Source organism: Desulfatibacillum aliphaticivorans DSM 15576 (assembly GCF_000429905.1).
GTDB lineage: Bacteria > Desulfobacterota > Desulfobacteria > Desulfobacterales > Desulfatibacillaceae > Desulfatibacillum > Desulfatibacillum aliphaticivorans.
Genome location: NZ_AUCT01000021.1, coordinates 25,706 through 47,813 on the forward strand (window position 1 = coordinate 25,706; position 22,108 = coordinate 47,813).

Consider the following 22,108-nt stretch of genomic DNA (forward strand, 5'->3'; position numbering starts at 1 on the left):
ATGGTATTCAGTAACAATAGTTTTCGCTAACCATGTTCTGGGCATTAACCGCCAACTACCATGAGGGGCCATGCTAAAATTTGTATCCTGGAATGTCAACGGCATACGTGCCGTGGAAAAAAAAGGCTTTACCGACATGGTCAAGGATTTTAACGCGGATATCCTTGCCATTCAAGAGACTCGGGCGCTTAAGGAGCAGTTGTCAGAGGATCTTATAAACATTGCGGATTATACATCCTATTGGTTTTCGGCGGAAAAAAAAGGGTACTCCGGCGTTAGCGTTTACACAAAACAAACGCCGCTGGACGTGATGTACGGTATGGACAGCCCGGAGCACGACGCCGAAGGCCGAGTCATCACCCTGGAGTATGACGACTTTTATCTGATGAATGTCTATTTCCCCAACGCACAGCCCAAACTGGTGCGCCTGGACTGGAAACTGGGCTTTAACCAGACCCTCCATAAATTCGCCAACGCCCTGGGCGAAAAGAAATCCGTGGTTTTGTGCGGGGATTATAATGTGGCGCACAAGCCCATCGACCTGGCCAATCCCAAGCAAAACGAGCAAAACCCCGGATACTCGCCGGAAGAAAGGGCCTGGATGGACGAGTTTATCGGCTCCGGGTACGTGGACGCCTTTCGCATGTTCAACCAGGAGCCGGATAATTATACGTGGTGGAGCTACCGCTTCAACGCCAGGGCCAAGAACATTGGCTGGAGAATCGACTATTTCTGCGTGGATGAAAAAAGCAAAGGCAGGGTAAAGAATGCGGAGATTCTGAATGAGGTCATGGGATCCGACCATTGCCCCGTCAGCCTGGACTTTGAATAATGCCCATTTTCCCTGACTCCTTAAAACCGCTTGAACCGGGAGACGTTGTAGGCGTTGCAGCGCCCGCATCGTGCTTCGACGCGGACCTGTTTGAAAAGGGCCTGGAGGCTCTTCGGGGCTGCGGTTTTGAAGTGCGCGTTCCAAAACCCGCCTATTTGCGTCAGGGGTACCTGGCCGGGTCGGATCAAGAGCGGGCCCGGGCCTTTATGGAATTATGGGAAGATCCGGAGGTCAAGGCCGTCCTATGCGCCCGGGGCGGGTACGGCGTCCTGCGCATTCTCCCCCTCCTGGATTTTGACCGGTTGGCGCGCACCTCCAAGGTTTTTGTGGGGTATTCAGACATTACCGGGCTTATGCAGGCCTTGATGGAACGGTGCGGCCTGCCCGTGTTTCACGGCCCGGTCATTACCGGATTGGGGCGAAATCCGGCCCATGCCAAATCCCTGGCCCGGCGCCTGTCAGGAGAATGGCCCTCCGAATGGGGCCTTGAAGACCCTTACATAATTACCCCGGGCTCGGCGGCGGGTCTTTTGGCCGGAGGCAATCTGGCCACCCTGTGCCACTTGGCGGGAACGCCTTTTCAGCCGGATTTTGCGGGCAAAATCGTTTTTTTGGAAGACGTGGGCGAAGCCCCTTACCGGATCGACCGCATGCTGACCCATTTGCGTCTGTGCGGCATGCTGAACGGGATGAGTGGAATTTTATTGGGATCCTTTTACAATTGCGGTGAAGACGGGGAGATCCGGCGGGTGCTGGCGGACCGCCTGGGCGGTCTGGGCGTCCCGGTTTTGGGCGGGTTTCCAGCCGGCCACGGACCGGAAAACAAGACCTTCCCCATGGGAACGCCCGTGAAACTGGATGCCGATCAAGCCAGTCTGACCTTTAGGAACCCCTGAGGACGCCTATGGAACAGGTCGCCCGGATTATGCAGAAAGGCGTGGAAGAAGGCGTGTTTCCCGGGGCCGTCCTTTTAGCCTCCAAGGGCGGGGAGATCGTTTTTCATCAGGCCTATGGCTACACGGATCAGACGCATCGTTTTCCCGCAACCACGGCAACAATTTACGACCTGGCTTCCTTGACCAAGCCCCTGGCGACGGCCGCCTGCATCATGGCGCTCGTCGAGCAGGGGCGCCTTTCCATAAAGGATCGCCTGGGCGCCCTGCATCCGGGATTTGGTATTCCGGAAAAAATGGGTCTTACCCTGGAGCAGTTGCTTTCCCACACCTCCGGCTTCCCGGCATACAGGCCCTATTATGAGGTGCTGTCCCAATGTCCATTTGAGGCAAGGCAGACCCGGCTTCTTGAATTGCTGAACTCCGAACCCCTGGAATACGCTCCGGGAAAAGGCTGCATATACAGCGACTTGGGCTATATGGCAATCAGCCTGATGCTGGAGGAGTTCACGGGAGCGCCGCTGGATCGGCTGTTTTCCCAATTGGTCGCCGCCCCCCTTGGCATTGACGATCTGTTTTTTTTTCCCTTTAACCCGGATAAAAAGGACGCTTCACCGGTGATTGCATTAGACTCCATAGCTCCCACGGAGGACTGTCCGTGGAGAAAAAAGGTCATTCTCGGCCAGGTTCATGACGATAACGCCTGGACCTTGGGGGGCGCGGCCGGGCATGCAGGCCTGTTTGGAACCGCTCATGGAGTCTGGCGGCTGGTTAATGGAATAAGGAGCGCCTTGGCAGGGAAGGCGGGCCGTTTTTTCGCCTCTCAAAACACCATGAAAGTATTTTTGGAAAAAAAGCGCGCTCCCGGAACCTATGTATTGGGCTTTGACACCCCCTCTCCTTCCGAGTCAAGTTCAGGTAAAGCCTTTTCGCCCCGCACGGTGGGGCATCTTGGGTTCACCGGGACGTCTTTTTGGGCGGACCTAACGGAAGACGCAGTAGTGACGCTGCTTAGCAATCGTGTACATCCTACTAGAAATAATGGAAAAATTCGAATATTCCGACCAAAAATTCATAATGCGGTGATGGCCGCCATGGGTTTTTTCCCCGAATGATAAACTTTTTACATGAACCCGCCTCAGTGTTAAAAAAATTGTTGAACTAAACCTATTGAATGGGATAAGGTTATTTTAACAAAAGCATTTCCACCCAATTTCATCTGAACTGTACTATCTAGAAAACAGACTTTTTCCGGATCGCATCAGTATCTCTTGCAATAATCAGTACCAGGCCTTGAGGCCTTCTATTCCAATTCAAAAGCAGCAATGCAGTAATTCTTTAGCAGGACCCAAGTCAGACATATTTTTTTTGAGTCAGTTTATTGGAGAAGGCGCTGAATAAGCACTTTTTCCCGAAATATGCCGTAGTCTCAAAAAATCAACCTTTTGCCATGCAAGGAGACGGCTTATGGTCCATGCCGCCAAATCCAAGGCCAAGGATGTCCTTTTGGAATTGGAAGACGTGCACATGTATTTTGGCAGGGTGGCCGCCCTGGCCGGGGTGAACCTGCGGGTCCGCAAGGGAGAGATCCATTCCATAATCGGCCCCAATGGTGCGGGTAAAACCGTTATGATGAATTGTATCAACGGGTTGTATAAGCCGCAGAGGGGGAACATCTTCTTTGACGGTCAACGCGTAAACGGTTTCGCCCCTTCCAAGAGGGCGCGTCTTGGCATTGCCCGGACCTTCCAGAAAATCGAATTATTCGGCGGCATGACCGTTTTGGATAACATTCGTTTGGGAAGGCACATCCACATGAACTCCGGGATTTTTTCCGGCGGCATGTGGATCGGCAAGACAAAGAGGGAGGAAATCGAATCCCGCCAATTTATCGAGGAGGAGATCATAGACCTCCTGGAGATCGAAAGCATACGCCATAAAACGGTGAACATGCTTCCCTACGGGCTCCAGAAGCGGGTGGAGTTGGGGCGGGCCTTGGCCCTGCAGCCCCGCCTGCTGCTCCTGGACGAACCCCTGGCCGGCCTCAACCTGGAAGAAGTGGAGGACATGGCCCGGTTCATCCTGGATATCAACGAGGAGGAGCGCTGGAAGGTCACCTGCATTTTGGTGGAGCACGACATGGGGGTGGTGATGGATATTTCCCACACCGTATTTGTGCTGAATTTCGGGCACAAAATCGTGGACGGCCCCCCTGATGAAGTGCAGGCCAATCCGGAAGTGGTCAAGGCTTATCTTGGTGAAGAAGACATGTACACCACGCGGAGGTAGAGAAAATCCCTATGGACGTCAATATCACAAAGGATCTCACCATTCCCAAGCTGTTCGTGGCGAAGTGCAGGCAATACGGAAAAAGCCGGGTGGCCATGAGGGAAAAGGAGTTCGGCATCTGGATTCCTTTTACTTGGCGGGACTATTACAACAAAGTCAAATACATATCTCTTGGCCTGGTCAGCCTGGGGCTCAAGCCGGGGGATAAAGTGGCCATGATGGGCGACAACCGTCCGGAAGGCCTTTGGGTGGAAATGGCCGCCTTGTGCGCCGGAGGCGTTGGGGTTTGGCTGTTTCAGGATTGCATGAGCGATGAAGTCAAGTACATCATCGAGCAGTCCGACACGCGCTTTTTTGTGGGCGAAACCCAGGAGGAAGTGGATAAGAGCCTGGCTATTTTCGACCAATGCCCCAGCCTGGAAAAAATCGTCTGGGACGATCCTAAAGGCATGCGCAATTACGGGCAGGACTGCCTGATCAGCCTGGGCAAGCTCATGGACCTTGGCAAAAGCCTGGACGAAAAAGAGCCCAGTTTGTTCGAGCAAATGGTGGCCCAGGGCCACGGGGACGACATCTGCCTGCTTTTTTACACTTCCGGCACCACGGCCCTGCCCAAGGGCGTCCTCCTGACCCATTACAACATGCTGACCATGGGAGCGAACCTCATGGCCGTGGATCCGTGCAAGGAATCGGACGATTTCGTCTCCTACCTGCCTTTCGCCTGGATCGGCGAGCAAATGATGTCCGTATCCTGCGGCCTCCAGGTGGGCTATACCATCAATTTTCCGGAAGAGCCGGACACGGCCATGGAAAACATCCGGGAAATCGGCCCCCACGTTATGTTCGCGCCGCCGCGTCTGTACGAAGGCATGACCCGCCAAGTCCAGGTCAAGCACATGGACTCGGGCTGGATCAAACGCAAGATGTACACCTTGGCCAGCAAAATAGGGTATGCCGTCGCCAACCTTAAGTTCGACAAGAAGCCGGTGCCCTTTTATATGAAAATCGCCCTGGCCCTGGCCAATACATTCGTCCTGAACAAGCTCAAGGACCATTTGGGCATGACCCGCCTGCGCCAGGCCTATACTGGCGGCGCAGCCATGGGGCCGGACCATTTCCGCTTTTTCCACGCCCTGGGGGTGAACCTCAAGCAGATTTACGGACAAACGGAAATTGCGGGCATCGCCATTGTGCATCGGGACGGCGACATCAAGTTCGACACCGTGGGCACGCCCATTCCCGGTACGGAAGTAAAAATCGCTGAAGACGGCGAGATTCTCTGCAAGAGCCCCTCCGTGTTCCAGGGCTATTATAAAAATGATGAGGCCACGGAAAAGACCCTGCTGGACGGATGGCTGGCCACGGGCGACAAGGGCTTTATCGACGATGACGGCCACCTGGTGGTTTTCGACCGGTCCAAGGACGTCATGACCCTCAAGGACGGCCGGCCTTTTTCGCCCCAATACCTGGAAACCCGCCTCAAGTTCTCCCCCTACGTGCAGGAGGCCTGGGTCATCGGCCACGAGCGGGACTACGTCACCGCGGTCATGTGCATAGACTATTCCGTGGTGGGCAAGTGGGCCGACGACAAAAAGCTCAATTACACCAGCTATATGGAGCTCTCCCAAAAGCCCGATGTGTACGATCTGTTGGCTTCCCAGGTGGAAATCGCCAACCAGGACCTGCCCGAACCGGCGAAAATCCATAAAATTATCAACCTATATAAGGTGTTTGACGCGGACGATGAGGAACTGACCCGCACCAGCAAGCTCCGCAGGGCCTTTGTGGAAAAACGCTACAAGCAGATTGTGGACGCCCTGTACCAGGATGTGGACACGGTCCACATGGATACAACCATCACTTATGAGGACGGCAGAGAGCAGCATATCAAGACGGATCTCAGGATCCAAAAGCTCAATATGTAAGGAGCGGCGTGTATGGAAACCTTTGTGATTGCATTGATCACCGGAATTCTTGTTGGAGGCATCTACGCCCTGGTGGCCCTTGGATGGGTAATTATCTACAAGTGCTCCGGGGTGCTGAACCTGGCCATGGGGGAGCTTACGCTCATAGGGGCGTATGTCACCCTTTCCTTTTATACGGCGGGCGTGCCGTTCATCCCCGCCGTTCTGCTGACCCTGGTGGTGGGCGCCGCCCTTGGCTATCTCACGGAGCGCATCTTTTTGGATAAGCTGATAGGCGAGCCCATCCTGGCCGTCATTATGGTGACCGTGGGGCTTTCCTTTTTTCTCAAAGGGCTGGTGGAATTTTTGTGGGGCACGGACACCCGGGTGTTCACGCCCCCGGTTTTCAGCATCGAACCCATTACCCTGAGCTTTTTAAAGATCAGCCCCGTGTATTTGTGGTCGTTCATTCTTTCCATTGTCCTGCTTGTTTTGTTGGTGTCTTTCTTTAAGTTCACCAGTTGGGGGCTTTCCATGCAGGCCACGGCGGACGATGAAACCGCGGCCCTTTCCCTGGGCGTGTCGGCCCGGTTCGTGTACGCGGCTTCCTGGGCCATCGCTTTTATGAGCGCGGGCGTGGGCGGGGCGCTGCTGGGCAATATCAACGGCATCAATATTTCGGTGGGCCATTTGGGGCTCCTGGTTTTGCCGGCTGTTGTGCTGGGAGGCTTGAACTCCATCCCCGGCGCCATTGTGGGCGGCATAACCATCGGCGTGCTCCAGAATTTGGCGGGGACCTATCTGGACGTTTATTTTCCCGGCGGAGTCAAGGAAATCGTTCCCTTTGTGTTTATGACGGTTTTCCTCTTGTTCAAGCCTTATGGATTGTGGGGCTGGGAAAGAATTGAACGGGTTTAGCTTTTTAGCGCCTATAGCGCGGAAAAAAGAGGAGAGGGTATATGTCCTCAGTCTGGTTACCATGCGGCGATTATCACGAGAATTATTCCCAGGATCAGGGTTGGTGGCAAACATCCCTCATCCGATTCAAAATGATTTCCCTGCTGGCATTTGTCTTTGTCGGGTGCCCGTGGGCTCTGCCGGAAGAATGGCATTGGATCGCCTATGTCCTTGCGGCTGTGGGAGCGGTTTTGTTCCTGGTGAAGATCATTGCCGACCCGCCCAACCTAAACGGGGAGTGGGTGTTGTATCCCTTTGTGTTTGCGCTCTTTTTACTGTACCGCCTGCCTGACTATTATTTAAGCGTCATGGTGATGATCGGGTATTACGGCATGGGCGCCCTGGGCGTGCAACTGCTCATCGGATACACGGGGCTGATTACCTTGGGGCACGCAGCTTTCATCGCCGTGGGGGCCTATGTCAGCGCCCTCATGGTTCTGTATTTCCATTGGCCCCAATTCATCCTGGACGCCGGCCTGGCCTACCCCATCTCCATCGTCGTGGCAGGCGTGTTCGCCGGATTATGGAGCGTGCTTTTCGGCCTGCCGTCAGCCAAAGTGAAGGGCTTTTATCTGATCCTGACCACCATGGCCGCTCAGTTCATTACCGTGGATTTCATCCTGACCCAGTATGTGGCCCAGATCGGTGGGCGCGGGCAGGCCTTTTCCCTGCCTCCCGGCACCATCAAGGTGGGCCCCTGGGTGATCGACAGCGACGTGAAAATCTACTTTATGATGGCGGTTATTTTGACCCTGATGGTGGCTTTTGTCGCCAACCTGTTCCGGTCTCGAGTAGGCAGGGCCTGGGTGGCCATCCGGGATAACGACATCGCCGCGGAAACCATGGGGATCAATATTGTCCAGTACAAGCTGCTGGCCTTTTTCGTGGCCGGCTTTCTGGGCGGCGTAACCGGGGCTTTCTGGCTGTCCAACACGGCCGCCCTGTCTCCCGAACATTTTCCCTGGTTTTTGTCCCTGTGGCTGGTGGGCGTGATTTTAATCGGGGGCGTGGGCTCCATCCATGGCGCCATACTGGGCGCCTTGTTCATGGTGATTCTCACGGAAAGCCTGCAATGGAGCGTCATCCCCCTGACCGATTATTACGATGAGGTGGGGGAAACATTGAATCCCGGGCAGTTGAAGAATTTACTGGACTGGCTGGTCCCCAAACTGCTGATGGACTTTGCGTACATCAAGGACATGGTCTTTGGCCTGGCCATTTGCGCCTTTTTGATATTTGAGCCCAACGGGTTGTCCTACCGTTGGTGGCAAACCAAGAATTATTTCAATCTTTGGCCGTTTTCCTACTAATTTTTCCAGCTTTATTCGCGATGTTCGAACAATGTATGGAAAGGAGGAAGGTGATGAGAAAAAAATGGAAGGTTCTGCTGGTGTTTTTAATCATAGGTGCGGTGGGGCTATGCTTCTCCGGGCCTGTCCTGGCCAAAACCGTCAAGGTGGGCGGCATCATGGACACCACGGGCGCCACCTCGGACGTGGGCAAGGATTACGCCTTCGGCATGGTGGAGGCGTTCAAGTACATTAACGAGAACGGAGGCATTAACGGGAACAAGGTCAAGTACACCTGGTTCGATTACGGGTATCGCATTCCCGAGGCCATCACCCGCTACAAGTTCCTCAAACGCATGGGGGTTGTCGCCATCATGGGATGGGGCACCGGCGACACCGAAGCCCTCTCCCCCACGGTCAACCAGGATAAGCTGCCATACGTCTCGGCGTCTTATTCCGCGCATTTGACGGATCCGGCCAAATCCAAGTACAATTTCTTCTTCTCCTCGGATTATTCCACCAACGCCCGGGCCTGCCTGACCGCTTGGTTTGACAAAAAATGGCCCCAGCATCCGGATTACGGCAAGCGCAAACCCCGTTTTGCATGCTGCTATATGTCGGCCTCTCCCTACTGCAATGCGCCGATCAAGGCCATCAGAGACCATGCAACCATGCTGGGCTTTGAAGTGGGCGCCGATCAGGACGTCTCCCTGTTCGCCCTGGACGCCAAAAGCCAGATCAACGCCTTAAAGGAATTCAAGCCCGACGTGGTTTGGCACGGAAACACCACCATGAGCGTTTCCGCCACCATGCGCGACGCCTACTCCCTGGGATTGGGCGCAGACTGGATCATCAACAACTGGGGCTTTGACGAAAACCTGCCCCGCCTGGCCGGACCTGCCGCGGAAGGCGCCATCGGAGCCACCCCCTGCGCGTTCTTCGGCCAGAAGCAGCCGGACGGAAACTATTACAAGAACATGGACAAGGTGGTGGAATACGCCGCCAAATACAACCCGGGCATTCCGCCTGAAAAACGTCTGAATCGCACGGTTCAGGCCTGGGCGGACGCTTTGATCTTCTGGGAAGCCGCCAACCGCGCGGACAAAGCCGGGTCTCTGGACGGCGAGACCATCAAGACCAAGGGCTTTGAAACCATGAGGAATTTCGAAATCGGCCTGGGATCCTCTCCGGTCAGCTACACGGCCACGGACCACAGGCCCACCACCGGGTGCCTGGTGCAGGAATACCGGAACGGCGCGTTTAACGAGCTGTCCCGCGTGGACCTGAAAGCCCGCTGGCCCGAAAAGTGGGCCAACGAATGGCAGGGCTGGTAGGATTTGCTTCTCACTCCCATCCTTGGAGGTTACAGGCTTGGAAACGCAAGAGCCCATTTTGAAAATAAGCAATATCGAGGTCAAGTACCATGAGGTGATCCTGGTCCTCAAGGGAGTCTCCATTGAAGTGCCCAAAGGCGGAATTGTGGCCTTATTGGGCGCCAACGGAGCTGGAAAAAGCACCACCCTCAAGGCCATATCCGGTTTGCTGAAAACCGAGGACGGCAAGGTGACGGACGGCGCCATTGAATTTGAGGGGGAGCGGATTCACGCTCAGGGGGCTGCGACCATCGCCCGGAAGGGCATTATTCAGGTGATTGAGGGACGCCGGGTTTTTGAGCACCTGACGGTGGAGGAAAACCTCAAGGTCGGCGCGCACTTGCGCAAGTCCGGCTCCGTTAAGGACGGCCTGGAAATGGTCTACCACTATTTTCCCCGATTACGGGAAAAACGCAACGAAACCGCCGGATTCATCTCCGGCGGCGAGCAGCAGATGACCGTGGTGGGCCGCGCCCTCATGACCGAGCCCAAACTGGTGCTTTTGGATGAACCGTCCATGGGGCTGGCCCCCATGCTCATCCATGAAATTTTCAATATCATCAAGCAGCTTAATGATGAGCAGGGCATTTCCATCCTGCTGGTCGAGCAGAACGCCAAGCTGGCTCTCAGCGTTGCACCTTACGCCTATGTCATGGAAACCGGGAGAATCGTCATGGACGGGGAATCGTCCACACTTACGGAAAACGAGGACATCAAGGACTTTTACCTGGGCTTGACGGATAAAGGCGGCAGGAAAAGTTTCCGAGAGGTCAAACATTACAAGCGCAGAAAGCGTTGGCTGAGCTGAAAGGAGGCAGGCCTGGCTTATGGTGCGCTTTTAGGGAGGGAAGACTATGAAAAAAGTGACATGGTTCCTCATATTATTCATGTTTCTGGGTCTGGCGTCGTCATACGCCATGGCGCCCAAGCCCAGTGCAAGCAGTTTTAAGGACCCTGTTGTAAGCCTGGAGCTTTTTGAAGTTCCCCAATACGACGGTTTTTGGTATTACTCTAACAAAGTTGAGCCCACCAAGGGAAAAGCGGATAACCGGGGAGCGCCCCTCCCCATGAGTTTTCTGTTCGCTATCGAGAATCCCAATCCGTATCCCGTTACCCTGGAAGGGCTCAAGTTCACCGTGAACGTGGACGGTTTCGATCTGGTGACGGTCAATAATGACGACATGTACATTATCCCGGCCGAATCCACGGACCACGTCCGGGTGACCACCATGATCACGGCCCGGTCGGCCCTCCTTTCCCTGATGGTCACAGGGGGATTCAAGCTGCAGGAGCAAGGCATGTCGCCTTGGGAGGCCCTGGAAAAATGGTGGACGGGCCTGGCCGGATACACTCAGCCGGTCTCGCTGAAGGGGGGGACTGCCGAAGTCAGCGCCGGAGACGTCAGCAAGGTGCTGGCTTTTGAACTGACCTCCTCCTGACCCGTATACGTGCAATCGCCGGAAGCCCCGGTTTTGCCGGGGCTTCCGTATTTGTTTTTCACTGTCCTATCGGAGGCGGAATATGCTCGTAAAAGACGTCATGACTGCAAATGTTGTTACCATCACCAGCGACACTTCCCTGGCCGACGCCAAACGCATTATGGAGGCCCACAAATTCCAGCGCCTGCCGGTGGTTGACAAAGGGAAGCTGAAAGGGGTGGTCACGGAAAAAAGGCTGGAAAAGGTCTCGCCCTCCGAGGCGACTTCCCTGACGGTCTGGGAAGTGGGGTATTTGCTGGAAAAAACCCCGGTCAGCAAGATCATGGCCAAAAACGTGGTGACCGTCACTCCGGAGATGACCGTGGAGGAAGGCCTGGCCCTGGCCCAGACCAACAAGGTCGGCGCCTTGGTGGTGATTGAAGCCGGCAAGGTGATCGGCATTGTCACAACCAATGACTTTTTTTACAAAATCGCCAACAAGGTCCTCGGCATCGGCGAGCCCGGCACACGCATTTTCATCCTGCGGGGCGGAGAAGGTCCGGAACTGGAAAAAATCCTGGGCCATGTCAACAAACATCAGATGAAGATCGTAACCATCCACGTGTTGTCTCCGCCGGACCAGGAAAAGCATGACGTGGTCGTTCATGTGACTTCAAAAGACGTCAAGGCCCTTCTTAAGGACCTGCGCGCCGACGGATTCAAGGTGGCCACCCGCAGCCGTTAATGCTCCGCGGCCCTGCGGGGCGGCGGATGGAAAAGGCTGTCCGCCGTGTTGATAAACGAAGAGCGCGATTTTATAAAAGCTGGAAGCAAAGCATTTTGACGATCCCTATGCGTCCTCTCTCATCCTGCGCCTGAGTTAAAAACGGTCGCGGGATGAGGGCGTTATGGATCTATCGGCGAAAATTAGATGAATCGATTTACTCTGGGGGAGGCGGCGCCTTCCCGCGTAGTTATAAGAGAAGTGGGGCCCCGGGACGGATTTCAGGCCGAGGACGTCATCATCCCCACGGATATGAAGCGGAAAGTCATCGGGGATTTGGCCCGGGCGGGAATCACTCACATTCAGGCGGTTTCCTTTGTCCACCCCAAAAGGGTTCCCCAAATGGCCGACGCCGAGCGGTTGATGGAATCCCTTGAAAAACAGCCCGGAGTCGTATACAGCGGCCTGGCCCTGAATCCGGCCGGCGTGAAAAGAGCGGTCGCTTCCCGGGTGGACGCCGTGGAAGTCAGCATTTCCGCCAGCGACTCCCACAGCCGGAAGAACACCGGCATGGGCCGGGATGAGGCCATGGCGCAGGCAGGGGATATGATCGCCCTGGCCCGGGACGCAAACCTGGACGTCATCGCCGGCGTTCAATGCGCTTTTGGCTGCGTCTACGAGGGGGGCATCCCCGAAAAAAGGGTCCTGAAGATGGTGGAGGCCTTTCTGGTCCACTCTCCCCAGGCCCTGTGCATCGCAGACACCACGGGCATGGCCGGGCCGTTGGAGGTGGGGGGCTTAATGTCCCGGATCGCTTCCATGGCTGGGGATTTGCCGGTTTTTCTCCACCTGCACGACACTCGCGGCCTAGGCTTGGTGAACATGACGGCTGCGATTATGAGCGGCATTCATCATTTTGACGCATCTTTGGGCGGTATGGGGGGGTGCCCCTTTGTCCCCGGAGCTGCAGGCAACATCCCCACGGAAGAGGCGCTATATCTCATGGAGCGCCTTGGCATCGCCACGGGAGCGGCCGTCGACCAGGTGGCCGCCTGCACGCGCGCCTTGGAAACATTTTTGAGGCGCATTCTTCCCGGCCGGATTCATCGGCTGAAATAAGCAATTTTTAGCGTAAAATTTTCATGCATTTTCGTATAAAAACGAAAAATCGGGGATTTTTTCAAATCTTCTTGACATGGGAACGGACTAAACTTAGAATCTAACTCAGTATATCGCCCATTTTTTGAGTGGTATTCATAAAGAGAGCCTGCAATGACCAATACGGAAAATAAAAAAAAGGCCATCCTCCAATCAGCCACCCGCCTGTTCTCCCAGATGGGCTTCTCCCAAGCCACCCTGTCCCAGGTGGCCAAAGGCGCGGGCATTACCACGTCAGGCATATACAACTATTTCAAATCCAAAGAAGAAATCCTCTTTGCCATCATAGAAAACTTCATGAGCCAAAGCCTGAAAGGCCTCCAGGAGCACCTGGAAGGCATTCACGGGGCCGAAAACAAACTCAGAAAAGCCATTTGGTTTCATTGCCGTACATATTCCCAGGGAAAAAAGGAAATCCAAATTATTCTGGAGTCCAGATCCTATCCTGATTTTTACGAGTCCCAGGCCTATATCGCGTTGCGGGATTACAGCCGGGTCATCACGCAGGTGATCAGCGAGGGCATGGAGCAAGGCGTGTTCCATGACCTTTCCCGGGCCGGCCTTTTGCGGGACATGATCCTGGGCGCCGTGGACCACCTGGCCCTGGACTGGACCATCAACAACGCCCCCAGCCCCCTGGAATTTGCGGACCGTCTCTTTGACATCATCATGGCCTCGGTGACTCCCCAGGACTCCGACCCCGAAGAGGACGACAAGAAAGAGCGCAAAAAAAAGCTGATCATCGACTCCGCCAGCCGTCTTTTTGCAGCCAACGGGTACAGCGGAACCAACATGCTTGCCGTGGCCAAGGAAGCCGGTGTGGCCGAGGGCACCATCTACGAATATTACCAGAACAAGGAAAACCTGCTTATCAGCATCCCCAGGGCCAAGCTGGAAGAACTTCTGGCCCAAATGGATTATGACGCGCCTGAGCGCAATTTGCGGGAGAGTATTCTGAGCCTGTTTCGTTTTTATTATCAGGACAGGGACTACTCCACCATTCTCATCCTCATGCTCAGGCCCAATCGCAGCTTTTACAACTCCGAAAGCAACCAAAGCCTGGACCGCATCTTCTCCCTGATGGAAAGGGCCATCGTCCAGGGGCAGGAAAAAGGCCTGTTCTCGCAAAACGTGGACGTAAGCCTGTGGAGGAACCTGCTTTTCGGCGCCATCGACCATATTCTAATTCCGTGGATCATATTTAATAGGGAGTACGACCTGATGCAGATCGGCCGGGAAGTCTCCCGGCTTGTCATAAATGCCTTACAAACTCATGGAAGCCAGACTTCCGCAGGAGGGTAAAATGGAAGAAGAGCTGGTATTGTCCCAGACCGAGGATCAGGTTCTAACGCTAACATTGAACCGGCCCAAGGTAATGAACTCATTCAATTTCGCCATGCTGCACGCCTTAAAGGCGGCGGTCGATAAAGCCCGGTTCGACCCTGAAGTCCGCGTGATCATCATCACCGGAGCAGGCGACCGGGCTTTTTGCGCTGGGGCCGACCTCAAGGAAAGGGCCACGCTCACGCCCGTCCAGGTCAAGGAGTTCATCTATACAATTCGCAATCTTTTTACGGATATTGAAAATCTGCCCAAGCCCGTAATCGCCGCAGTGAACGGCATCGCCCTGGGCGGCGGCACGGAGCTGGCCCTGGGCTGCGACATCAGATTGGCCGCCGAGACGGCTGCCATGGGCCTGACCGAAACCACCCTGGCCATCATACCGGGGGCGGGCGGCACCCAGCGCCTTCCCAGGCTCATCGGCAAAGGCAAGGCCAAGGAGCTTATTTTTACCGGCAGAAGGGTGGACGCCCAGGAAGCCCTGGAACTTGGCATGGTGAACCAGGTCGTCCCCGGCGACTCCTTGCTGGACGCCGCCAAGGATATGGCCGCCGCCATCCGCAAGAACGGCCCCATTGCCGTCACCCAGGCCAAATACGCCATCAATCAAGGCATGGAGACCGACCTGTCCACAGGCCTGGCCATCGAAAGCAATGCCTATTGGATCACCATCCCCAGCAAGGACCGGCTGGAAGGTCTTGCCGCTTTCAGGGAAAAACGCAAACCTGTGTACAAAGGCGAATAAGGAGTCGACATGTCTGCAACCAAACTGACAAACAGGGAACATTGGGAGGCCCAGGAGCAGGAGCTCGCCAAGCTGGTCGAGGCTGCTGTGAACGCGGGCGGGGAAAAGGCGGTGGAACGCCTGAGCAAGCAGGGAAAGCAGCCTGTGCGCAACCTCATCGCCAAGCTCATAGATCCGGGCACGGAGTTTTTTGAACTCTCCACCATTGCGGGGTTTGGCATGGACTACCCCGGCGTGCCTGATATACCGGGCGGCGGCGTGGTCTACGGCATAGGTAAAATCCACGGCAATTGGACCATGATTCTCGGCAATGACCCCCGGGTCAAAGCCGGAACCTACTTTCCCATCACCCTGAAAAAGCACATGCGCGCCCAGGCCATCGCCGAAAGGTGCGGCCTCAATTGCGTCTACGTAGCCGACAGCGGCGGGGCTTTTCTCCCCATGCAGGCGGAAATCTTTCCGGATGATCAGCAGTTTGGGTCCATGTTTTTCAACATGGCCCGCATGAGCGCCATGGGCCTCAAGCAGATCACCCTTTCCACGGGCGGAAACACGGCCGGCGGCGCTTATATCGTTTTTATGGCCTGCCAGTCCGTCATGATCGATAAAATGGCCTATTCCTTCCTGGGCGGGCCTCCTTTGGTCAAGGCCGCCACCGGAGAGGATATTTCGGCGGAAGACCTGGGCGGCGCAAAAATTCACACCCAGGTGTCCGGCGGCGCCGACCATCTGTGCAAGGACCAGGAGGACGCCGTATCCAAGGTCCGGGAAATCCTGTCCATGGAGCCGCCCCAGTCCATATCCATCCACCGCTTTGAGCCCAAAGAGCCCAAACAGCCGGTGACGGACATTTACGACAACCTGCCCGCCAATGTGCACCAGGGAATTAAAACCCGCACCATCCTCAAAGCCATCGCCGATGACAGCGAGTTCCTGGAATATAAAAAGGAATACGCCAAAGGGCGCGGAGACAACATCATCACGGGAAAGATCAGGCTCAAGGGCATTCCCGTAGGCGTCATCGCATCCAACAACGCCGGCATCATCTTTGTGGAGGCCGCCCGCAAGGCCACGGAATGGATTGTGCGCTGCAGCCAGGAAAAAATTCCGCTGCTGTTCATCCAGGCCTCGCCCGGATACATGGTGGGCTCCCAGTCGGAGCATATGGGCATCGGCAAATACGGCGCCGACATGGTCCGCGCCGTAAGCTGCGCCCAGGTGCCCCGGATACAGATCGCCATCGGCCCGGATAACGGGGCCGCCAACTACGGCATGTGCGGCAGGGCCTACAAGCCCCACTTTTTATTCCATACCATGCGGTCCCGCACTTCGGTCATGAGCGGCCGTTCCGCGGCCTTTGTGCTTTTGTCCATTGAAGAGCGCAAGCGTGCGGCCCAGGGAAACCCGCTGACGGAAGAAGAAAAGATCGAATTCCAAAATAAAATGATTGCAAAGTACGACGGCGAGGCGCATCCGTTTTACTGCGGCGCCAGACTTTTATCGGACAAGGTTTTGTGTTTCTCGGAAATGCGGGATTGGCTCGCCATGGCCTTTGAAGTGAGCTTGCTGAAACCCATTGGCGATCCTGCATTCGGAAACTTGCGCTTTTAACCTTTTTTGAGAAAAACGCCCACGCGTTTTATCCTACTATGAAAGGGAGACAACCATGAGCGAATTAAAATACCCTAAAAAAGTAACGGTGGGGGACATCACCGTCCGGGATGGGTTCCAGCACGAAGAGATTTTTATCCCCACGGACGCCAAAGTCTGGGTGGCCGAACAATTGATCCTGGCCGGCTTCAAACGGATTGAAACCACCAACTACGGGCCTCCTAAACTTATGCCTCAGTTTAAGGACGCCGACGAACTCACCAGAAGGCTTCGCAACTCCAAAAAGATCAAGCATTTGATTGATGACGTGGAGCTTACCGCCATCACCATTCGGGAAAAGGCGGCGGAGCGCGCCATTCAGGCCAAGCTGGACGGCAACGGGCCTGACCGGATTTTATTCATGGTTTCCACCAGCGAATCCCATCACAAGACCAACTCGGGCCTTAGCCTGGACGCCTATTGGAAAATGTGCGAGGAGTACATTCCCAAGGCCCACGATGCGGGCCTGAAAGTATGCGGCACGGTGAGCACCATTTGGGGCTGCCCCATCGAAGGCCCCACGGAGCTGCAAAAGGCTGTGGACTTCACCAAGCGTTGGCTGGATATTGGCGCCGACGACATCGAACACGCCGACCACGACGGGTCCGCGCCTCCCAACAAGGTTTACGACTATTTTTCCCTGATTCTGGACCAGATTCCCGATCCCAGCCTGCACGTGGCCCACTTCCACGTCACCCGCGGCTGGGGCTGCGCCAATGTGCTGGCGGCCCTTCAGGCGGGAATCACCCATTACGAGTCCACCATCGGCGGTTTGGGCGGACAGCCCGCTAACTTCTGCGACAGGGTTCCCGTAGGCGGAACAGGCAAGTACTATTACGAGGACGCCTCCATCGTCGGCCTGATTTCCACCGAGGACATGGTGGTCATGATGGACGAGATGGGCATCGACACGGGGCTGGATGTGGACAGGTTGCTGGATATCGGCCGCATGATGGAAAAAATCATCGGCCGCCGCCTGCGCTCCGAATGCGCGCACACCGGCAGAATTCCCAAGACCTTGACCGGCAGAGTCTAAGCCTGCCGGCTATTGCAAAAAACAAAACGCCGGAGCAACTCAGCGCTGCTCCGGCGTTTGCTATTTTACGGCGATCCGTTTTCGCTTAATCGATGGCGTCGACGCCCTCCCATTTGGTGGGGGGGCCTATCAAGACAAAGGGGGCGGGATTCCGCTTGCCGCCGCTCCAGCTCATGTAGCCGTAGCCCAGATACAGGTTGGGATTGATTTCCCTTATTTCGTCCCGCATGGAGCTCAGCATGCCCAGGTTGTATTTTTCATAAACCAGGTGAAAGGAGTCCCGGTCGTCATACACGGAGGGGCCTACGTAGGTGTCCATTCTCACCAGGCGGGCCCTGCTCTCTCCGTCGCCCGACCCTGTTAAAAAAATATTGTAGCCCCAACCTTCGGTTCTGGAGGCGGGCGTAAAAGCCTTGCCTATCCACTCCCCGGGGCCCATCAGGTTGTGCGTAAAAAAACTGGATGCCTTGGCAAGCACGCCTTTATCCAGTAATTGAGCCCGATACTCCCCTTTCATGTTTTGGAAAGACGGGGTTTTTGCGGCGTAAAAAAGCTGCATGATTTCCGATTTTGAAAGAGCCTCGATGTGTTGGATCCTGGCGTTGGAAGCGCCTACGCCAAGGATTTCGCCCATGGAGCGGCCTGAGGGGCCTCCCAACCCGTTTTGCAGGATGTTGACAACCACCGGCGTTGCGATGACAAGGGCAAGCACCAACAAAAAAATCAGCAATTTTTTCATAATGTTCTCCTAAAGCTGCATGTACCCCTTTGGGACCAAGGCCACATATCGTTCCTTTTTGGTGGCCGCCTGAAGAATAACGTCAATACTTTCCAATAAGACGGCAACATCGTTGGCTGATCTCCTGTCATCCTTCTTCCATGCCCTGATTAATGATCGAACTTCCTTTAAACTGGAAGTCATGGCAGCGCTTTTGGCCTGATGCTTGGCTTCCATTTCACGATAACGGAACAAAATTTGATCCAATAACGCCCGGATAAAAGGCAAACTTTTATCCAGGGCGTCTTGCATTTGCCTGGATGTCATGGCGATCAATTGACAGGCGGACGCCGCTTCCGCAGAGGCGCTGCGGGGCTCCCCCGTGATTATGGCGGTTTCACCGAGAATCTGGCCGGCCTTGAGATGGGCCAGAATGACCCTATTGCCTTCCTCTTTGCGAAACACGCAAACCACGCCGCTTTTCACCAGGAAAACCCGGTCGCCGGGATCCCCTTCGGAGAATATCCGTTGCCCCTTGTGATAAACCATAACAGGGAATCTATGGTCGTCCTGCGTCATGGAAAACCTTCCTATTTGGAAAGCTCCGGAATATCCTTGTAGAAATCCAGCGCCTGGGGATTGGCCAGGGCGTCCGTGTTCTCCACAGGTTTATTCTCGATCACTTTCTTGACGGCCAGCTCCACCTTTTTCATGTTCAAGGTGTAGGGCACGTCCGGCACTTCAATCACCTTGGCGGGCACGTGTCTGGGCGAGGCGTTTTGCCGGATGCCGGCCCTCAGTTTGTTTATAACGTCATCCGTCAGGGCCTGGCCTTCGGCCATTTTTACAAACAGGATGACGCGCACGTCATTATCCCAGTTTTGGCCCACAACCACCGAGTCCGCAATTTCCTCAAAATTTTCCACGACCCGATAAATCTCAGCGGTTCCAATGCGCACGCCGCCTGGGTTCAAGGTGGCATCGGATCTACCATACATTACCACCCCGCCGCGCTCCGTAACTGTTATGAAGTCTCCATGATGCCAGACTCCGGGGTATTTGTCAAAATATGCCTTGTGATATTTTTTCCCGTCAGGGTCTTCCCAGAAATAAATGGGCATGGACGGGAAGGGTTTGCAACAGACCAGCTCCGCCTGCTGATTGATGACCGGCTGCCCATTTTCATCAAAAGCGGCCACATCCATAGCCAGGCCGCGGCATTGCAGCTCCCCGGCATAGACCGGCCCCATGGGGTTGCCCAGGGCGAAGCACCCGTTCAGGTCCGTTCCGCCGGCAATGGAGGCCAGTTGGAGGTCCTCCTTGACTTCCCGGTAGACCCACTCAAAGCCCTCTATGGAAAGAGGAGAGCCGGTGGAAAGCACCGCCCTCACCGAGGAAAGGTCGTAATGCTTGCCGGGCTGGCCTTCCTGATCCATTAAGGCCGCGATGTAGCCGGCGCTGGCGCCGAACACGGTGACCTTCTCGTCCTGGGCCATTTTCCACAAAACTTCGGCGTCCGGATGAAAAGGTTGGCCGTCGTATTGAATGATGGTGGCGCCCACCCCCAGGCTGGAGGTCAGCCAGTTCCACATCATCCAGCCGCAGGTGGTGAAGTAAAATATGTTATCCTCACGCTTGAGGTCCGTATGGAGCACAAGCTCTTTAAGATGATGGACCAGGATGCCCCCCGTGCTCTGGACCATGCACTTGGGCAGGCCGGTGGTCCCGGAGGAATACATAATGTACAAGGGGTGATCGAAAGGCAGTTGTTCAAACTCGATTTCCAGGCCGTCTTCCCGGGAAATGAAGTCCTGGAAATGGATGGCGTTGGGCAAGGCCGAGATATCCGCCCTCTCCTGCGTGTAAGGCACGACCACCAGTTTTTCCAGGGAGGGAAGCTGGTTGACAACGCCGGAAATCTTCTCAAGGCTGTCCAGGTCTTTGCCCTTAAAGCGATACCCGTTGGCCGTAAATAAAACCTTGGGTTTGATCTGGCCGAAACGGTCAAGCACGCCCTTGATTCCGAAATCCGGGCTGCAGGAAGACCAGATGGCGCCGATGCTGGCGGCGGCCAGCATGGCCATGACGGTCTGGGGCATGTTGGGCATGAACCCGGCGACCCGGTCTCCGGTTTTTACGCCCATGTCCCGCAACGACTTGGCCAGACGGGCGACCTGATCATAAAGCTGGGCGTAGGTTATTCTGACGGGCTCGGCCCCTTCTCCCTGGAACACGATGGCCAGCTGGTCGTCCCGATATTTTAACATATTTTCGGCAAAGTTCAGTTTGGCGCCTTCAAACCATTTGGCGCCCGGCATCTTGGTCGGGTCGTCGATCACCTGCGTATAGGAGGTGGAGGCCTTGACGCCTACAAAATCCCACAAAACGGTCCAGAAGTCGGCGATGTTATCCACGGACCACTGGTGCAGCTCGGGATAGGTCTGAAAATTCTTGCCAAACCGTTGGTTGATCTCGCCCATAAACCGGAACATGTTGGTTTGTTCTATGCGCTCTTTTGACGGCGTCCACAGTAGTTTGCTCATGGCAGGATTCCTTTCAGATCAAAATTGATCAAATCGCCCGGCGCCATCAGGCGCAGGCCGGTATTGAAGTAGGGGGTGAGTCCAGCCTCCTTGCATTCGGGGGACAAGGCCGGGAGGCGCCTGGGGCGTATGAAAATATCCTCCAGCAAAGGGTCATTTTTCGGGGGATGACGAGAGGCGCAGGGCCTTGGTTCACAGGGCCGGGCGCCCTTCTCGCAATACTCATGGCGCGCGAAACCGCGAATGCCCTGGCTGATCCAGGGGCCGCCCCGGCGATCAATCCCGGTGTGGGGCAATGTTGAGGCAGATTCTCTATTGAAATCAAGAAGCTGGCGCTCATCCAGGCGCGTTCCGCATACATCGCATTTGGAAAGGTCAAACATAGGACCACTCCTTATCTTGAAGGGCTATCCAAGGCGTGCCTTAACATAGCATTTTTTCAGCAAGGAGCAAGGATTTTTAGGCCTTTAGCCTATATTTACAGGGAAATCCCGTCTATGATTCTTTTTGCTTTTTTATACTCGGCTTTTCCGTCCCTGGCGGCGCCGGGTAAAATAATTATTCGTTGTAATTTCTTATTATTGCGAGTGAAATGGATCACAAAGAATCCGCGAAAGCCCGTAAGGGGTGGATAAGGCTCAATTTTGGAAATTTCAGAAAGTGAAATTCTTGAAGTCGATGATAAAATCCTGTTTTTTATAATGCTTCCAACCAATAGGAATGCGGAAAGCAGCAGCACAAGTCCCAGATGTACCTGCCCGTCATAGAGAAAAAATACCCCGTTTACTAATAAAACCAGGCCCACAACCAAGTACATTCCAAAGGCTTTGGCCACGGTAGGCCCGAAAAGAGCCGTGGAAAGCCGGCCGGCGACGGTCTCCCGGCTGATGATAATTTCGCTTTCCGTTACCTGGCACTCGCCGGTTTTTGTTAAAAAAGTGTTTTCATCCATGATTTATAATCGTTAATATATTAGCATGTTAATTGAATAAAGAGCCTGTCGGGCCAGTAAGGCGCCTCCGTCCGCAACCAGGATGTGCCCGGTAGTGTACGGATGGGTCATAAGGTATATGTACGCCATGGCGATGTCTTCCGGCCGGCCCAGGGAGTTTACAGGGAACCTCTTAGCCAATTCCTTGGTTTGCTTAGGCTGGGGACGCACAAAGCCCGGAGAAACCGTATTTGTGCGAACGGGGCTCAATTCCATACTTGGGCCCATGCCTGAGGCGCTTCCTGTA

21 protein-coding genes are annotated in these 22,108 nt (G+C 55.1%); 16 read left to right on the forward strand and 5 right to left on the reverse strand.

The genetic code is table 11. The annotated features are described in order from the left end of the window. Positions 1–70 precede the first annotated feature (70 nt). From G491_RS0117815 to G491_RS0117890, 16 genes are all read left to right on the forward strand, one after another. Positions 71–832 (forward strand): exodeoxyribonuclease III, encoded by a 762-nt coding sequence (locus G491_RS0117815; RefSeq protein ID WP_015948544.1) that lies wholly within the window; start codon positions 71–73, stop codon positions 830–832. Then, positions 832–1,728, forward strand: a complete 897-nt coding sequence (locus tag G491_RS0117820) for a S66 peptidase family protein (protein ID WP_028315550.1) — start codon at positions 832–834, stop codon at positions 1,726–1,728. The genes G491_RS0117815 and G491_RS0117820 overlap by 1 nt, the downstream gene beginning before the upstream one ends. Positions 1,729–1,736: 8 nt before the next feature. Beyond that, positions 1,737–2,840 (forward strand): serine hydrolase domain-containing protein, encoded by a 1,104-nt coding sequence (locus tag G491_RS0117825; protein ID WP_028315551.1) that lies wholly within the window; start codon positions 1,737–1,739, stop codon positions 2,838–2,840. 352 nt (positions 2,841–3,192) lie between these two features. After that, positions 3,193–4,014, forward strand: a complete 822-nt coding sequence (locus G491_RS0117830) for an ABC transporter ATP-binding protein (protein ID WP_028315552.1) — start codon at positions 3,193–3,195, stop codon at positions 4,012–4,014. Between the two features lie 11 nt (positions 4,015–4,025). Further along, the gene (locus G491_RS0117835; protein ID WP_028315553.1) at positions 4,026–5,939 is read left to right on the forward strand and encodes an AMP-binding protein; all 1,914 of its coding nucleotides are present in this window, start codon (positions 4,026–4,028) and stop codon (positions 5,937–5,939) included. A 12-nt stretch (positions 5,940–5,951) separates the two neighbouring features. Next, positions 5,952–6,836, forward strand: coding sequence for a branched-chain amino acid ABC transporter permease (locus tag G491_RS0117840; RefSeq protein ID WP_015948539.1), 885 nt, complete (start codon positions 5,952–5,954; stop codon positions 6,834–6,836). 41 nt (positions 6,837–6,877) lie between these two features. Then, on the forward strand, positions 6,878–8,185 hold the full coding sequence (locus G491_RS0117845) for a branched-chain amino acid ABC transporter permease (protein WP_028315554.1): 1,308 nt from the start codon (positions 6,878–6,880) through the stop codon (positions 8,183–8,185). 53 nt (positions 8,186–8,238) lie between these two features. Continuing rightward, positions 8,239–9,498, forward strand: coding sequence for an ABC transporter substrate-binding protein (locus G491_RS0117850; protein WP_028315555.1), 1,260 nt, complete (start codon positions 8,239–8,241; stop codon positions 9,496–9,498). Positions 9,499–9,535: 37 nt separating this feature from the next. Further along, complete coding sequence (locus G491_RS0117855; RefSeq protein ID WP_015948536.1) at positions 9,536–10,345, forward strand: ABC transporter ATP-binding protein; 810 nt, start codon at positions 9,536–9,538, stop codon at positions 10,343–10,345. A gap of 46 nt (positions 10,346–10,391) precedes the next feature. Then, positions 10,392–10,976: an LEA type 2 family protein gene (locus tag G491_RS36815; RefSeq protein ID WP_028315557.1), complete on the forward strand. Its 585-nt coding sequence runs from the start codon at positions 10,392–10,394 to the stop codon at positions 10,974–10,976. Positions 10,977–11,058: 82 nt separating this feature from the next. Beyond that, a complete protein-coding gene (locus G491_RS0117865; protein ID WP_028315558.1) occupies positions 11,059–11,700 on the forward strand; it encodes a CBS domain-containing protein in 642 nt (213 codons plus the stop codon). A 186-nt stretch (positions 11,701–11,886) separates the two neighbouring features. Beyond that, a complete protein-coding gene (locus G491_RS31370) occupies positions 11,887–12,798 on the forward strand; it encodes a hydroxymethylglutaryl-CoA lyase (RefSeq protein WP_035219351.1) in 912 nt (303 codons plus the stop codon). A gap of 153 nt (positions 12,799–12,951) precedes the next feature. Further along, entirely contained in the window at positions 12,952–14,139 is a 1,188-nt protein-coding gene (locus G491_RS0117875) for a TetR/AcrR family transcriptional regulator (RefSeq protein ID WP_028315559.1), read from the forward strand. Between the two features lies 1 nt (position 14,140). Continuing rightward, positions 14,141–14,923: an enoyl-CoA hydratase gene (locus tag G491_RS0117880; RefSeq protein WP_028315560.1), complete on the forward strand. Its 783-nt coding sequence runs from the start codon at positions 14,141–14,143 to the stop codon at positions 14,921–14,923. Positions 14,924–14,932: 9 nt separating this feature from the next. Further along, on the forward strand, positions 14,933–16,534 hold the full coding sequence (locus G491_RS0117885) for an acyl-CoA carboxylase subunit beta (RefSeq protein WP_015948530.1): 1,602 nt from the start codon (positions 14,933–14,935) through the stop codon (positions 16,532–16,534). Between the two features lie 55 nt (positions 16,535–16,589). Further along, positions 16,590–17,609, forward strand: coding sequence for a beta/alpha barrel domain-containing protein (locus G491_RS0117890; RefSeq protein WP_015948529.1), 1,020 nt, complete (start codon positions 16,590–16,592; stop codon positions 17,607–17,609). An 85-nt stretch (positions 17,610–17,694) separates the two neighbouring features. Here G491_RS0117890 and G491_RS0117895 read toward each other — a convergent pair whose 3' ends face one another. The 5 genes from G491_RS0117895 to G491_RS0117920 form a co-directional block, all read right to left on the reverse strand. Beyond that, positions 17,695–18,348, reverse strand: coding sequence for a hypothetical protein (locus tag G491_RS0117895; RefSeq protein ID WP_015948528.1), 654 nt, complete (start codon positions 18,346–18,348; stop codon positions 17,695–17,697). A gap of 9 nt (positions 18,349–18,357) precedes the next feature. Continuing rightward, entirely contained in the window at positions 18,358–18,906 is a 549-nt protein-coding gene (locus G491_RS0117900) for a Crp/Fnr family transcriptional regulator (protein ID WP_015948527.1), read from the reverse strand. 11 nt (positions 18,907–18,917) lie between these two features. Beyond that, a complete protein-coding gene (locus G491_RS0117905; protein WP_028315561.1) occupies positions 18,918–20,870 on the reverse strand; it encodes an acetoacetate--CoA ligase in 1,953 nt (650 codons plus the stop codon). Positions 20,871–21,348: 478 nt separating this feature from the next. After that, positions 21,349–21,822, reverse strand: coding sequence for a hypothetical protein (locus G491_RS0117915; protein WP_028315563.1), 474 nt, complete (start codon positions 21,820–21,822; stop codon positions 21,349–21,351). 12 nt (positions 21,823–21,834) lie between these two features. After that, the gene (locus G491_RS0117920) at positions 21,835–22,077 is read right to left on the reverse strand and encodes an SDR family oxidoreductase (protein ID WP_051327357.1); all 243 of its coding nucleotides are present in this window, start codon (positions 22,075–22,077) and stop codon (positions 21,835–21,837) included. Positions 22,078–22,108: the final 31 nt, after the last annotated feature.

Excerpts from the sequence above, each read along its gene's own strand:
- G491_RS0117815 (WP_015948544.1), top strand. The coding sequence starts at position 71 with ATGCTAAAATTTGTATCCTGGAATGTCAACGGCATACGTGCCGTGGAA.
- G491_RS0117820 (WP_028315550.1), top strand. The coding sequence starts at position 832 with ATGCCCATTTTCCCTGACTCCTTAAAACCGCTTGAACCGGGAGACGTT.
- G491_RS0117825 (WP_028315551.1), top strand. The coding sequence starts at position 1,737 with ATGGAACAGGTCGCCCGGATTATGCAGAAAGGCGTGGAAGAAGGCGTG.
- G491_RS0117830 (WP_028315552.1), top strand. The coding sequence starts at position 3,193 with ATGGTCCATGCCGCCAAATCCAAGGCCAAGGATGTCCTTTTGGAATTG.
- G491_RS0117835 (WP_028315553.1), top strand. The coding sequence starts at position 4,026 with ATGGACGTCAATATCACAAAGGATCTCACCATTCCCAAGCTGTTCGTG.
- G491_RS0117840 (WP_015948539.1), top strand. The coding sequence starts at position 5,952 with ATGGAAACCTTTGTGATTGCATTGATCACCGGAATTCTTGTTGGAGGC.
- G491_RS0117845 (WP_028315554.1), top strand. The coding sequence starts at position 6,878 with ATGTCCTCAGTCTGGTTACCATGCGGCGATTATCACGAGAATTATTCC.
- G491_RS0117850 (WP_028315555.1), top strand. The coding sequence starts at position 8,239 with ATGAGAAAAAAATGGAAGGTTCTGCTGGTGTTTTTAATCATAGGTGCG.
- G491_RS36815 (WP_028315557.1), top strand. The coding sequence starts at position 10,392 with ATGAAAAAAGTGACATGGTTCCTCATATTATTCATGTTTCTGGGTCTG.
- G491_RS0117865 (WP_028315558.1), top strand. The coding sequence starts at position 11,059 with ATGCTCGTAAAAGACGTCATGACTGCAAATGTTGTTACCATCACCAGC.
- G491_RS31370 (WP_035219351.1), top strand. The coding sequence starts at position 11,887 with ATGAATCGATTTACTCTGGGGGAGGCGGCGCCTTCCCGCGTAGTTATA.
- G491_RS0117875 (WP_028315559.1), top strand. The coding sequence starts at position 12,952 with ATGACCAATACGGAAAATAAAAAAAAGGCCATCCTCCAATCAGCCACC.
- G491_RS0117880 (WP_028315560.1), top strand. The coding sequence starts at position 14,141 with ATGGAAGAAGAGCTGGTATTGTCCCAGACCGAGGATCAGGTTCTAACG.
- G491_RS0117885 (WP_015948530.1), top strand. The coding sequence starts at position 14,933 with ATGTCTGCAACCAAACTGACAAACAGGGAACATTGGGAGGCCCAGGAG.
- G491_RS0117890 (WP_015948529.1), top strand. The coding sequence starts at position 16,590 with ATGAGCGAATTAAAATACCCTAAAAAAGTAACGGTGGGGGACATCACC.
- G491_RS0117895 (WP_015948528.1), bottom strand. The coding sequence starts at position 18,348 with ATGAAAAAATTGCTGATTTTTTTGTTGGTGCTTGCCCTTGTCATCGCA.
- G491_RS0117900 (WP_015948527.1), bottom strand. The coding sequence starts at position 18,906 with ATGACGCAGGACGACCATAGATTCCCTGTTATGGTTTATCACAAGGGG.
- G491_RS0117905 (WP_028315561.1), bottom strand. The coding sequence starts at position 20,870 with ATGAGCAAACTACTGTGGACGCCGTCAAAAGAGCGCATAGAACAAACC.
- G491_RS0117915 (WP_028315563.1), bottom strand. The coding sequence starts at position 21,822 with ATGGATGAAAACACTTTTTTAACAAAAACCGGCGAGTGCCAGGTAACG.
- G491_RS0117920 (WP_051327357.1), bottom strand. The coding sequence starts at position 22,077 with ATGGAATTGAGCCCCGTTCGCACAAATACGGTTTCTCCGGGCTTTGTG.